At 71.9% G+C, this 12869-nt stretch carries 15 protein-coding genes; 14 read left to right on the plus strand and 1 reads right to left on the minus strand.

All coding sequences use genetic code 11. The features are described 5' to 3' along the window. The first annotated feature begins 109 nt into the window (after window positions 1-109). From ACO0E0_RS10290 to trmD, 6 genes are all read left to right on the plus strand, one after another. Complete coding sequence (locus tag ACO0E0_RS10290) at window positions 110-961, plus strand: SDR family oxidoreductase (protein WP_422871327.1); 852 nt, start codon at window positions 110-112, stop codon at window positions 959-961. 10 nt (window positions 962-971) lie between these two features. Then, the gene (locus ACO0E0_RS10295; RefSeq protein WP_422871328.1) at window positions 972-3056 is read left to right on the plus strand and encodes an oxidoreductase; all 2085 of its coding nucleotides are present in this window, start codon (window positions 972-974) and stop codon (window positions 3054-3056) included. 208 nt (window positions 3057-3264) lie between these two features. Then, window positions 3265-3675: a 30S ribosomal protein S16 gene (gene rpsP / locus ACO0E0_RS10300; protein WP_422871329.1), complete on the plus strand. Its 411-nt coding sequence runs from the start codon at window positions 3265-3267 to the stop codon at window positions 3673-3675. A 4-nt stretch (window positions 3676-3679) separates the two neighbouring features. Continuing rightward, window positions 3680-3916: an RNA-binding protein gene (locus ACO0E0_RS10305; RefSeq protein ID WP_422871330.1), complete on the plus strand. Its 237-nt coding sequence runs from the start codon at window positions 3680-3682 to the stop codon at window positions 3914-3916. Beyond that, on the plus strand, window positions 3873-4604 hold the full coding sequence (rimM, locus tag ACO0E0_RS10310) for a ribosome maturation factor RimM (protein WP_422871331.1): 732 nt from the start codon (window positions 3873-3875) through the stop codon (window positions 4602-4604). The genes ACO0E0_RS10305 and rimM overlap by 44 nt, the downstream gene beginning before the upstream one ends. A gap of 3 nt (window positions 4605-4607) precedes the next feature. Continuing rightward, window positions 4608-5294: a tRNA (guanosine(37)-N1)-methyltransferase TrmD gene (gene trmD, locus ACO0E0_RS10315; RefSeq protein ID WP_422871332.1), complete on the plus strand. Its 687-nt coding sequence runs from the start codon at window positions 4608-4610 to the stop codon at window positions 5292-5294. A 112-nt stretch (window positions 5295-5406) separates the two neighbouring features. Here the strand turns inward: trmD and map are convergent, their stop codons facing one another. Continuing rightward, entirely contained in the window at window positions 5407-6183 is a 777-nt protein-coding gene (gene map, locus ACO0E0_RS10320; RefSeq protein WP_422871333.1) for a type I methionyl aminopeptidase, read from the minus strand. 272 nt (window positions 6184-6455) lie between these two features. Here map and rplS point away from each other — a divergent pair, with 272 nt between their 5' ends. The 8 genes from rplS (at window position 6456) to dprA (ending at window position 12831) form a co-directional block, all read left to right on the plus strand. After that, window positions 6456-6806: a 50S ribosomal protein L19 gene (rplS, locus tag ACO0E0_RS10325; RefSeq protein ID WP_422871334.1), complete on the plus strand. Its 351-nt coding sequence runs from the start codon at window positions 6456-6458 to the stop codon at window positions 6804-6806. Between the two features lie 144 nt (window positions 6807-6950). After that, window positions 6951-7703: a signal peptidase I gene (gene lepB / locus ACO0E0_RS10330; protein ID WP_422871335.1), complete on the plus strand. Its 753-nt coding sequence runs from the start codon at window positions 6951-6953 to the stop codon at window positions 7701-7703. Further along, complete coding sequence (locus ACO0E0_RS10335; protein ID WP_422871336.1) at window positions 7700-8506, plus strand: ribonuclease HII; 807 nt, start codon at window positions 7700-7702, stop codon at window positions 8504-8506. Before lepB ends, ACO0E0_RS10335 begins: the two co-directional genes overlap by 4 nt. A 12-nt stretch (window positions 8507-8518) precedes the next feature. Beyond that, on the plus strand, window positions 8519-8842 hold the full coding sequence (locus tag ACO0E0_RS10340) for a DUF2469 family protein (RefSeq protein ID WP_422871337.1): 324 nt from the start codon (window positions 8519-8521) through the stop codon (window positions 8840-8842). Window positions 8843-8983: 141 nt separating this feature from the next. After that, window positions 8984-9334, plus strand: a complete 351-nt coding sequence (locus ACO0E0_RS10345) for a histone-like nucleoid-structuring protein Lsr2 (RefSeq protein ID WP_422871338.1) — start codon at window positions 8984-8986, stop codon at window positions 9332-9334. A gap of 250 nt (window positions 9335-9584) precedes the next feature. Then, window positions 9585-9983 carry a YraN family protein gene (locus ACO0E0_RS10350; RefSeq protein WP_422871339.1) on the plus strand — a complete coding sequence of 133 codons (399 nt, stop codon included), beginning with the start codon at window positions 9585-9587 and terminating at the stop codon, window positions 9981-9983. Continuing rightward, complete coding sequence (locus tag ACO0E0_RS10355; RefSeq protein WP_422871340.1) at window positions 9980-11503, plus strand: YifB family Mg chelatase-like AAA ATPase; 1524 nt, start codon at window positions 9980-9982, stop codon at window positions 11501-11503. Before ACO0E0_RS10350 ends, ACO0E0_RS10355 begins: the two co-directional genes overlap by 4 nt. Then, on the plus strand, window positions 11500-12831 hold the full coding sequence (gene dprA, locus ACO0E0_RS10360) for a DNA-processing protein DprA (protein WP_422871341.1): 1332 nt from the start codon (window positions 11500-11502) through the stop codon (window positions 12829-12831). The genes ACO0E0_RS10355 and dprA overlap by 4 nt, the downstream gene beginning before the upstream one ends. The last annotated feature ends 38 nt before the right edge of the window (window positions 12832-12869 follow it).

Raw genomic sequence — 12869 nt, forward strand, 5'->3', positions numbered from 1 at the left:
CGCCGGACGGGAGGCACGGGGAGGCCCCGTACCGTGCCTCCAGTCCGTACCCTGGTTGCGACCGCAACCGTCACCGGCGCCTGCGGCGCCCGCACACGTGAGGAACACCTTGGCCGAGTCCACCGCCCCCAGCGCTGCTGCGCCGATCGCACTCATCACCGGCGCGTCCCGCGGCATCGGCCGCCTGCTCGCGAAGAAGCTCGGTGCGCGCGGGGTCACGGTCGTCGTGACGTACAAGGGCAACGCCGACCTCGCCGAGGAGTCCCTGGCGGACGTCAAGGCCGCGGGCGGGGACGGCATCACGGCGCAGGTCGACATCGAGGACCCCGCGTCGATCGACGCCCTCTTCGACGTCGTGCGGGACACGTACGGCCGCCTCGACCACTTCGTCGCGAACGCCGCCGCGAGCGCGTTCAAGCCCGTCGCCGACCTGAAGCTGCACCACCTCGACCGCAGCTACGCCACGAACGCCCGGTCCTTCGTGCTCGGTGCCCAGCGGGCCGCCGAGCTCATGGACGGCCCGGGGCGGATCGTCGTGGTCACCTCGTACGGATCGCTCCGGGCGTTCCCGACGTACGCCGCCCTCGGCGCCGCGAAGGCGATGAGCGAGTCCTACATGAAGTACATGGCGGTCGAGTTCGGGCCCCGGCAGATCACCGTGAACGCGGTCAACGGCGGCCTCATCGACACGGACTCCCTCGACTACTTCTACGAGAAGGTCCCCGGGCAGGCGCCGATGCAGACCGTGCTCGAGAAGCTCCCGCTGCAGCGCCCCGGCACTGCGGACGACATGGCCGACGCGGTCGACTTCCTGCTGAGCGACAAGGCGTCGTACATCACCGGGCAGGTCATCTCGGTCGACGGCGGGCTCACCGTCATCGCCCCGCCCTACTGGGCCGACACCACGTCGCCGCTCCGTGACGCGGTCCTGCCCGCCACCGGTCCGTCCGCCGCGGAGTGACCGGGCACCCATGACCGACCTGCTCGCGACGACGGCGTCGCCCTGGACGCTCGGCCCGCTGACGCTCCCGCATCGCGTGGTGATGGGGAGCATGCACACCGGACTCGAGGTCCAGGACGACGGCGGTGCCGCGCTCGCCGCGTTCTACGCCGAGCGCGCCGCCGGGGGAGCGGCACTCCTCATCACCGGCGGCATCGCGATCAGCGACGAGGCACGGGGCGGCCCGGACTTCGCCGTGTTCGGGGTCGACGGCGCCGACGAGCGCTTCCGTGCGGCGGTCGACGCCGTGCACGCCGAGGGCGGGACGATGCTCGCGCAGCTGTTCCACGCGGGGCGCTACGCCCTGGTGCAGGGCATGGTCGACCGCCACGGGGACCCGCAGCGGGCCGTCGCGCCGTCCGCCCTGCCGTGGGCCGCCGCGCGGGGCGTCGTGCCGTCGGCCCTGACCGCGGACGAGGTCGAGCGGACCATCGAGGACTTCGCGGCCGCGGCCCGGCGTGCCCGGGAGATCGGGTTCGACGGCGTCGAGATAATGGCGTCCGAGGGCTACCTCGTCAACCAGTTCTGCTCGCCCCTGACGAACCTCCGCGACGACGCCTGGGGCGGGGACGCCGTCCGACGACGCCGGTTCGCGGTCGCCGTGACGCAGGCCGTCCGCGACGCCGTCCCGGACCTCGCGGTGACGATCCGGCTGTCCGGCGTCGACCTGATGCCGGGGTCGTCGACACCCGATGACGTCGACGCGCTCGTCGCCGAGCTGCTGCCGACCGGCATCGACGGGATCAGCGTCGGTGTCGGCTGGCACGAGTCGCGGACCCCGACCGTGCAGGCCGCCGTGCCGCACGGGGTCTGGCTCGCCTACGTCGAACGCATAGCCAGGGTCGTCCGGGCGTCGCCGTACCCGTCCGTCCGCGTGCTCGCATCGAACCGGATGACGGACCTCCGCGACGTCGAGGACGTCCTCCGCCGTGGACTCGTCGACGCCGTCGCGCTCGCCCGCCCGTTCCTGGCCGACCCCGCGCTCGTGACGACGAGCCTCGCCGGGGACTTCGACCTGGTGAACACCTGCATCGGCTGCAACCAGGCCTGCCTCGACCGGTCGATCGTCGGTGCACCCGTGTCGTGCCTGGTGAACCCCCGGGCGGGGCGCGAGCTCGCGTTCCCGGTGCGCCCGACGACCGACCCCAAGCGCGTCGACGTCGTCGGCGGCGGACCGGCCGGGCTCGCCGCCGCGGTGGACGCCGCCCGTCGTGGGCACACCGTGCACCTCTGGGAGCAGGCCACGACGCTCGGCGGCCAGTTCGAGCTCGCCGCCGTGATCCCGGGCAAGGAGGACTACGCCGCCACCGTCCGGTCGGCGCGCGTCGAGCTCGAACAGCGTGGTGCCACGATCCACCTCGGGACCGCGGCGACGGCGTCGTTGCTCCAGGACAGCGACGTCGTCGTGCTCGCGTCGGGCGTCGTGCCGCGCGAGGTCGACATCCCCGGTGCCGACCTGCCGCACGTGGTCACGTACGAGCACGCACTCCGGAACGGTGTCCCCGCGGGCACCGTCGCGGTCATCGGCGGCGGCGGGATCGGTGTCGACACCGCGGCGTTCCTCGTCGAGTCGCCGTCCGAGGCCGTCCGGGCGGAGGACTTCGACGCCCGCTGGGCCCTCGACGGGTTCGACGGGCTCGTGGGCGACCTGCCCCAGCGCCAGCCGGTTGCCGCTCGGACCATCCGCCCCGGTGCCGACGTGACGGTGCTCCGCCGGTCGGGCAAGTTCGGCCAGGGCGTCGGGATCACCTCGCGCTGGGTGGCGCTCGGGCGACTCCGCGACGCGGGGGTGCAGTTCATCGGCGGCGTCCGCGCCTACGAGGCCATCGAGCCGGGTGTGCTGCGGATCGTCGACGAGGACGGGGTCGCACGGTCGATCCCGGCCGACGTCGTGGTGCTCTGCGCCGGACAGGAGGCGCGGGGCGGGCTGGCAGCGTCCCTCCAGTCCGCTGGTGTGCCGTTCGCCGTCGTGGGCGGTGCCCGCGACGCGCAGCAGGTCGATGCGGTCCGAGCGACCTCGGAGGCACTCGAGGCCGTCCGCGCGCTCGCGCCCTGACCAGGGGCGGCGCGGTCCGGACCCCGGTCGGCGCCGCGCCGCGCCGCCTGGTTGGTGGTCCGGCCGGGAATCTGTAAGAATGAACGGTCGAGTCGTGCCCTCCCGACCCTCTAATCAGGGGTGCGCGACTTCCATCCGAGCTTCGCCGCGCGTGCCCCCACGCCCGCGGCTTCCAGTTCAACCACACATATTCGCACCAGGAGCAACTGTGGCTGTCAAGATCCGTCTCAAGCGTCTCGGAAAGATCCGCGCGCCCTACTACCGTGTCGTCGTCGCCGACTCGCGCACCAAGCGCGATGGTCGTGTGATCGAGGAGATCGGCAAGTACCACCCCACCGAGCAGCCCTCGTTCATCGAGATCAAGTCGGACCGCGCGCAGTACTGGCTCGGCGTCGGCGCGCAGCCGACCGAGCAGGTGGCGGCCCTCCTCAAGCTCACGGGCGACTGGGGCAAGTTCAAGGGCGACAAGGACGCCGTCTCGAAGGTGCAGGTCAAGGGCGAGAAGACCGCGTTCGTCGCCGACGAGAAGAAGAAGCCGGTCCTCACGCCGAAGTCGGAGAAGAAGGCCCCCGCGGCCGCTCCGGCCGAGTCGACCGACGCCGAGACGACCGAGGCGTAGGTCCTTGCTCGCATCCGCGCTGACGCACCTCGTCAAGGGGATCGTCGATCACCCTGACGACGTGCGCGTCGCCAGCTCCACCTCTGCGCGTGGCGAGGTCCTCGAGGTGCGCGTGCACCCCGAGGACCTCGGTCGCGTGATCGGACGCGCCGGACGGACCGCGAAGGCGCTCCGCACCCTGGTCACGGCACTCGCCGATGGCCAGCGGGTGCGGGTCGACGTGGTCGACACCGATTCCTGAGCGCACGACCCAGCTGCGGGTGGGTCGACTCAGCAAGGCGCACGGGCTCAAGGGCGGTCTGAAGCTCGAGCTCTACACCGACGACCCGGACCGCCGGTTCCCCCGCGGTGCGACGTTCTCGCTCCAGGTGCCGGACTCCTCGCCCTGGGCGGACAAGCCCCTCGTCCTCGACGAGCTGCGCTGGTACAACGGGCATCCCGTCGCGTTCTTCGAGGGCATCACGGACCGCGACGGCGCCGAGAGCCTGGTCAAGGCGATCCTCTGGATCGACGCCGACCTCGACGAGCCGACCGGCGAGGACGATGCCTGGTACGACCACCAGCTGGTCGGACTCCGGGCGCTGCGTGACGGCGTGCAGGTCGGCACGGTCGCACGCGTGGACCACATGCCGGCGCAGGACCTCCTGGCGATCGACACGGGCGACCGGGGCGAGGTCCTCGTGCCGTTCGTGAGCGCGATCGTCCCGGCGGTGGACATCGCGGCCGGCACCGTCACGCTCACGCCGCCGACCGGGCTGTTCGAGGAGCCGGAGGAGGGCGACACCGAGGCCGACGGCGACACCGAGTCGGACGGCGACACCGAGTCGGACGGCGACACCGAGTCGGACGGCGATCCCGAGGTGGCCGCGACGCCGGACGCCGCGGTCGACCCGGACGATTCCGCCACCCACGCCGATCCCGAGGCCTGACCGGTGCGGATCGACGTCGTCACGATCTTCCCGGAGTTCTTCGGGGTGCTCGACGTCTCGCTGCTCGGCAGGGCGCGCACCGGTGGGATCCTCGACGTCCAGGTGCACGACCTGCGGTCCTGGACGTCCGACCGGCACCGCACCGTCGACGACACCCCGTACGGCGGCGGTGCCGGCATGGTGATGAAGCCCGAGCCGTGGGGTCTGGCGCTCGACGAGCTGTTGCGGCCCGACGGGTCCTCGACGCTCGTCGTGCCGACCCCGGCCGGCGTCCCGTTCCGCCAGGCGACCGCGCGGGAGCTCGCGGAGCACGAGCACCTGGTGTTCGCGTGCGGCCGGTACGAGGGCATCGACGCGCGGGTCACCGCGTGGGCAACGGAACGGGCCGACGTGCGTGAGCTGTCCCTCGGCGACTACGTGTTGAACGGCGGCGAGGTCGCGGCGATGGCGATCGTCGAGGCCGTCGGGCGACTCGTTCCGGGCGTCGTCGGCAACCCGGCCTCGCTCGACGAGGAATCCCACGAGGACGGCCTGCTCGAGTACCCGAGCTACACCAAACCCGCAGCCTGGCGGGGCCTCGACGTCCCCGAGGTGCTGCTCAGCGGGCATCACGGCCGGATCGCCGAGTGGCGGCACGAGCAGCAGGTGTCCCGGACGCGTCGGGTGCGCCCGGACCTGCTGGCCGAGTAGCCGCCCCGCGTTCCGCAAGACACCACCTTGGCGCCATCGCGCAGGGACATATCTCTGCGCCGTCCTGCCTTCTTGGTGTTCTGCGGAAGCGGCGGCGGCGGCGGCAGCCGGGTCAGCGCTCCGCAGCACGCAGCGTCAGGATCTCCGGCCCGTGCTCCGTCACCGCGATGGTGTGCTCGACGTGCGCGGCCCGGGATCCGTCGGCGCTCCGGAGGGTCCAGCCGTCCGGGTCCTGCACGAGCTCGTCGGTGCCGGCCATGAGCCACGGCTCGATCGCCATCACGAGCCCGGGCTTCAGCGGCAGTCCACGCCCGGCGCGCCCGTCGTTCGGCACGTGCGGCTCACCGTGCATCGTCCGCCCGACCCCGTGACCGCCGAACTGCAGGTTGACGGGGTAGCCCGCGTCCCTGGCCACGGTGCCGATCGCGTGCGAGACCGCGCCGAGCTTCTTCCCGGGGCGCGCCGCCGCGATCCCCGCGACGAGCGCCCGCTCGACGGTCTCCCCGAGCCGTTGGTCCTCGGGGTGCTGCGTGCCGACCTGCACCGTGACCGCGGAGTCGGCGACCCACCCGTCGACGCTCGCCGCGAAGTCGAGGCTCACGAGGTCGCCGTCCTGCAGCACGTGGTCGAACGGGAGGCCGTGCAGCGCGGCGTCGTTCACCGACGTGCAGAGGTTCCTGCCGAAGGGCATCGCCCCGAACGACGGGTGGTAGTCGACGTAGCAGGACTCCGCGCCACGGTCCGCGATCATCGTGGCGGCGAGCCGGTCGAGGTCGAGCAGGTTGACGCCGACGTCCACCGTCGCGAGCAGGGCGTCGAGGACGTCGGCGACGAACCGGCCGGCGACCCGGAGGGCGTCGAGCTCGGACGGGGTGCGCAGTTCGATCATGCGTCCATCCTGCCCGGTGCCGACCGTGCTGCCCGTGACGGATGCATCGTCGGACGACCCCGTCGGCTGGCGCTGACTGACGACACCGTCGGCTGGCGCAGCCTGCCCGGATGTGGCAGCATGGACAGCTGTGCCCTGGCCTGGTTCTGCCACGGGGGAACCGCCGACAGCGGGGCACGCCCGGCCGTCTCGGCCGGACGGTCCACGTGACCGAACCACACCTCCAACCGATCAGCGACCGACCCGTGCGCGGGCGCAGAGAGTGACACATCATGAGCCAGCTCCTCGACAAGGTCGACGCAGCCTCCCTGCGGTCCGACGTCCCGGCCTTCCGCGCCGGCGACACGGTCAAGGTCCACGTCAACATCATCGAAGGCACGCGCGCCCGCGTCCAGGTCTTCCAGGGCGTCGTCATCGGCCGCCAGGGCCACGGCGTCGGCGAGACCTTCACGGTCCGCAAGGTCAGCTTCCAGGTGGGTGTGGAGCGCAAGTTCCCGGTGCACTCCCCGGTCATCGACCACATCGAGCTCGTCACGCGCGGTGACGTCCGCCGCGCCAAGCTCTACTACCTCCGCGAACTGCGTGGCAAGAAGGCCAAGATCAAGGAGAAGCGCGACGCGTAGTCGATCTGTGCGATCTCGCACGGAGTGACCCGCGCGGCCCGCCGCGTCTAGGACCCCTCGTCCATGTACCGTGTACATGACGGGGGGTTCTTCCGTGTCTCGTCACGTTCCACCCGCTCCCGCTCACAGGATGACCACCACGGCATGACCGACACGACGACGCCCCACGGGGATCGGCGCCCGCGAGTTCCACGGCGACGCAACGGTGCACTGCTGTTCCTCCGCGACCTCCTGATCATCTTCATCGCGGCGCTGCTCGTGTCGTTCCTCGTCAAGACGTTCCTGATCCGGTCGTTCTACATCCCGTCGGAGTCGATGGAGAACACCCTCGTGGTGAACGACCGCGTCATCGTCAACGAGCTCGTGCCGGACGTCGTCGGACTGCACCACGGCGACGTCGTCGTGTTCAAGGACCCCGGGGGGTGGCTCGACGGCGAACAGCTGCCCGCTGCGGTCACCCCGCGGACACCGCTCGGCAAGGCGTCCGACTGGCTGCTCACGCAGATCGGTCTCGGCACGTCGGACAGCAACGACCATCTGATCAAGCGGGTCATCGGGCTGCCGGGCGACACGGTCTCGTGCTGCAACGACTTCGGGCAGATGTCCGTCAACGGCGTGCCCCTGAAGGAGCCGTACATCAAGCTGCCGCCCGGCGAGACACGCGCCTCGGGGACCGACTTCTCAGTCACGGTCCCGGCGAACTCCATCTGGGTGATGGGTGACAACCGCTACGACTCGAAGGACTCCCGGTACAACCGCCAGACGCCGAGCAAGGGGTTCGTCCCCACGGCGGACGTCGTCGGTCGGGCGTTCGTCATCTCGTGGCCGACGAGCCGGTGGACCTGGCTCGACGACTACCCGGACGTGTTCGCCGGCGTGGAGCAGCGGGACCGATGAGCGCGTCGGCACCGGTCGGCGACGTCGGTCGCCTCGGCCCGTCCGCAGGGGAGGCCCGGGGCCCGTCCCGCGGGTCGGCCCGCGGCACGCAGGCGCGTGCGTCGGCGTCGCGCAGCGGGAAGGGGCCGGTCCGCCCGACCCTCCGGTGGGAGAAGTCGCTGCTCGCGGAGGGGCGCATCACCGTCATCGGGTGCGACGAGGTCGGCCGCGGTGCGATCGCCGGTCCGGTCGCGGTCGGTGTCGCGGCGATCACGATCGACGTCCGCCGGGTCCCGGTCGGACTCGCCGACTCGAAGCTCCTCACTCCGGCTCGCCGCGAGGCGCTCGTGCCGCACGTCGAGTCGTGGGCGACGACGGCGGTCGGCATGGCGTCCGCCGGGGTCGTCGACCACGACGGCATCGTCGCGGCCCTCGGACTTGCCGGCGCGCGGGCCATCGAGGCGCTGGTCGCCGGGGGTGTCTCGCTCGACGGCGCGATCGTCGTGCTCGACGGCTCGTTCGACTGGCTGACGCGCGCACTGGTCCGTCCCGTCGACGTCGTCACCCGGGTCAAGGCCGACCGGGACTGCGCGTCGGTGGCGGCGGCGTCGGTCGTCGCGAAGGTCCGGCGCGACGCGATCATGGTGCGTGCCCACGAGTCGGCTCCGCACTACGCGTGGGACTCGAACAAGGGCTACGGGTCGGCGGCGCACTACGCGGGACTCCGCGGGCACGGCCCGCACGGACTGCACCGGACGACCTGGCTGCACGAGCGCGAGGGGGAGTCGCTCCTGACGGACTCGGGGCCGCGTCCCGCGCCGTAGGATGGTCCAGCAATGGATGACGAAGACTTCGACGACTACGACCGCGAGGTCGAGCTCGCCCTCTACCGCGAGTACCGCGACGTGGTGGCCCAGTTCCGGTACGTGGTCGAGACCGAGCGCCGGTTCTACCTCGCGAACGAGGTCGAGCTCGTCCGCCGGGACACCGAGCACGACTTCTACTTCGAACTGACGATGAGTGATGTCTGGGTCTGGGACGTCTACCGGTCCGACCGCTTCGTGAAATCCGTACGAGTGCTCACGTTCAAGGACGTCAATGTCGAGGAACTCACCAGCCGGGAACTCGAACTCCCGAAGGAATTGGCGCTCGACGAGTGAATGCGCCGGCGATCCGACCTCGATTCCGGTCGGAGCGGTGCCGGAGTTCCGCAATTCGCATTTCCATGGCTATCCTGGGTTGAACGCCACGATGTGCCATTCGGCCTTCGGTGGCATCCCCACGACCTGAAGGAGCCGAACATGGCGCAGAAAGTGACCGTCCAGCTCGTCGACGATCTCGACGATTCCCCGATCACCCCCGGATCCGGCCGTACCGTCGAATTCTCGTTCGACGGCTCCAGCTACGAGATCGACCTGTCGAACGACAACGCCGACAAGTTCCGCGACTCGCTCTCGGACTACATCGCCGCAGCGCGCAAGGTCGGAGCCCGACGCGCCTCCGGCAGTGGCTCGGCGCGGCCGGCGGCCAAGCGCGGGAACTCCGAGGAGCTCGCGAAGATCCGCGAGTGGGCGCAGGAGAACGGTCACCAGGTCTCGAGCCGTGGTCGTATCTCCACTGCGGTCCAGGAAGCCTACGCGGCCGCGCACTGATCACTGCTGCATTCCTCGGAACGGCGACGTCACTTCGGTGACGTCGCCGTTCCGGCGTCCGCCGGACTTCACTGCCGAGCGACATCGTCGTCCGCATCAAACTTCGACGGATCATCATTTCCTTGCATTTGGCAGGAAACGATTGCCGGTGTTCTGCACAAGTGCGCTGGTAGGGTCGGTGATCCACATGCCGGGAACGCGCAGCATGTGACGATCTGCCGGCGCACGAAGCTCGTCGTCGGGAGGAACGATGAGCGCAGGAGCAATCGACGGGGGCCGTGGAGCGCGGCGCCCGAGCACGAACATCACGACGGGGCGGCAGGGCGAGGACATCGCCGCCGCGTGGTTGACGGCGGCGGGCATGTCCGTCCTGGAACGCAACTGGCGCTGTCGTGACGGCGAGGTGGACATCGTCGCGATCGACGCCGACGTCGTCGTCCTCGTCGAGGTCAAGACACGACGCGGTCCGATCGGCGGTCACCCGTTCGAGGCCATCACGCCGCAGAAGGTCGCCCGGCTCCGGCGACTCGCGTCACGATGGGTCGCCGAGCACCCGGCCGACCGGCCACGACGACTGCGACTCGATGCCGTCGCGGTCCGGATGCACGCGACCGGCGAGCACGTCGAGCACATCCGGGGGATCGTGTGAGCGGCGTCGGCCGGACGTCGGCCGTCGCGCTGCTCGGGATCACCGGTCGGCTGGTCGAGGTCGAAGCGCACCTGTCGAGCCAGCTGCCCGGCTTCAGCATCATCGGCCTGCCGGACGCGTCCCTCGGCGAGGCGCGGGAGCGGGTCCGGTCGGCGGCGTCGAACGCCGGGAGTGCCCTGCCCGCCCGCAAGATCACCGTCAACCTCACGCCGGCGTCCGTCCCGAAGCACGGGTCGGGGTTCGACCTCGCGATCGCGATCGCGGTGTTCGCAGCAGACGGACTGGTCCGGCCCGACCTCGCCGATGTCGTGCACATCGGCGAACTCGGGCTCGACGGCCGTGTCCGTCCGGTGCCGGGAGTGATCCCGATGCTCGTCACGGCCCGGGCCGCGGGCGCGACGCGTGCCGTCGTGCCCGCGGGCAACCACGCCGAGGCGCGGAGCGTCCCGGGCATCCGCGTCGACCCGGTCGTCACGCTCCGTGACGCGGCAGTGCTCGCGGGTGCCGACCTCCCCGAGCAGCACGCGATCGCGGTCGACCCGCCGACCGTGCAGGTCGCCGAGCCCCGCCAGCTCGAACTCGCGGACGTCGTCGGGAACGACCTCGCCGTGCGGGCACTCGTCGTCGCCGCTGCCGGAGGCCACCACATGCTGCTGCTCGGACCGCCCGGCGCAGGGAAGACGATGCTCGCGGAACGGCTCCCCGGTCTCCTCCCGGACCTCGACACCGAATCGGCGCTCGAGGTCGCCGCGGTCCGGTCGGTCGCGGGCCTCGGTGCCGAATCGTGGACGACGAGACCGCCGTGGGAGAGCCCCCACCACTCCTCGAGCGCCGTCGCGCTGATCGGCGGCGGGTCGCGGATGATCCTGCCCGGCGCCGTGTCCCGGGCGAGCTCCGGGGTGCTGTTCCTCGACGAGGCCACCGAGTTCCCGCGGACGGTCCTCGACATGCTGCGCCAACCGCTCGAGTCCGGCACGGTCACCATCCACCGGGCGTCCGGGCGCGCCACCTTCCCGGCGCGGTTCCAGCTCGTGCTCGCCGCGAACCCGTGTCCCTGCGGCAACGCGGGGAGCGGCGACCCCGGGTGTTCCTGCCCGCCGAGCGTGGTGCGCCGGTACTTCGCGCGGCTCTCCGGGCCGTTGCTCGACCGCGTGGACATCCGGTTCGCGGTCCCGCGGGTCACACCGGCCAGGATCCGCGCCGCGAGCGAGCAGCCGATCACCACCGCGGCCGCTCAGGAGTCCATCACGCTCGCACGTCGTCGGATGCGTGCTCGATGGTCGGGGACGCCCTGGTCACGCAACGCCCATGTGTCCGGTCCGGTCCTCCGCCGCCCGGAGTTCGCGCCCGACCCCGGGGCGGCGGCAGTGCTCGACCGCGGGCTCGAGATCGGCAGCCTCACCATGCGCGGACACGACCGCGTGGTGCGGCTCGCATGGACTCTGGCGGACCTCGCCGACGTGGAACGGCCGACGCTCGACCACGTCCGGCAGGCCCTGGCGCTGCGGAGTGCGCTGTGACCGGGTGGTCCAGCCGCGGCCCGGGCGCGCGAGCACTCGACGCGCTGCGGTCTGTCCGTGGCGGACAGGCCTCCGGCGCCGACCCGGACGAGTGCGACACGCACGCACGCGTGGTGTGGTCCATCGTCACCGAGCCGGGTGACGCGGTCGCCGGGACGCTCGTCGACGCCGTCGGTGCGGCCCGAGCACTCGAGATCGTCCTCGCGGGAGGCGGGCGGGGGGACGCTCCGGCTCGGATCGCCGATGCGTGTGCGCCGTCGCGACCGCTCGACGACGACGTCGTCCGAGCCCTCGGACCGGCGCTCGCCCGGTGGTCGCCGCGGCTCCGTGCGATCGATGCGGAGCGGGTGCTCGCGGCGGCCGGCAGCTTGCACGCAGGGCTGATCGTGCCGGGGGACGCAGCGTGGCCGCCAGGCCTCGACGACCTCGGTCCGCACGCACCGCTGGTCCTGTGGGTGCGGTCGGGACGTCTCCGACCCGCCGCGGGCCCGGCTGCGCCACTCGGTGCCGACGGCCTCGCCGTCGTCGGGTCGCGGGCCAACACGGTGTACGGCGCCGAGATGACCGCCGAGATCGTCTCCCGTGCCGCCGACGCGGGCCTGACCACCGTGTCGGGCGGCGCCTACGGGGTCGACGCGGTCGCGCATCGTGTCGCGCTCGCGGCCGGGGCGCCGACCGTCGCCGTACTCGCCGGTGGCGTGGACCAGCTCTACCCATCGGGCAACACGGACCTCCTCCGGCGGATCGCGGACGTCGGCGCGGTCGTCGCGGAGTCGCCACCGGGGACCCGGCCGTCACGCTGGCGGTTCCTCAACCGGAACCGCGTGATCGCCGCGATGTCGAGAGCGGTCATCGTGGTCGAGGCCGGTCACCGATCCGGTGCGCTCAACACCGCGAACCACGCAGCCCAGCTCGGGCGACCCGTCGGAGCCGTACCCGGTCCGCTGACGTCGGCGGCGTCGGCCGGGTGTCACCGACTCGTCGCCGCCGGACGGGCGACGCTCCTCTGCCGACCGTCCGACGCGATCGACCTGGTCCGCACGCTGCACCCGGGTCCGATCTCGGTCGGTCGTTCGGTGTCGCCCGACGGTTCGGTCTCGGCGGACGATCCGGTCCCGGTGGGCGGCCCGGTGCCCCTGGACGGTCCGATGTCGGACCCGATGCTGATCCGGGTCCTCGACGCGCTCGGCACACGGCAGGGCGTTCCGGTGTCCGAGGTCGCGCGGCGTGCCGGTGTCGCGATCGCCGATGCCGAGGACACCCTCGCGCTCGCCGAGCTCGTCGGCAAGGCCGCGCGGACCACGGTCGGTTGGCGGCAGCTCCGATGACGGCGGCAGGCGTCCGGGGCGCCCGGACCTGTCGGGGC

The sequence above is a fragment of the Curtobacterium phyllosphaerae genome (assembly GCF_049341865.1).
GTDB lineage: Bacteria > Actinomycetota > Actinomycetes > Actinomycetales > Microbacteriaceae > Curtobacterium > Curtobacterium phyllosphaerae.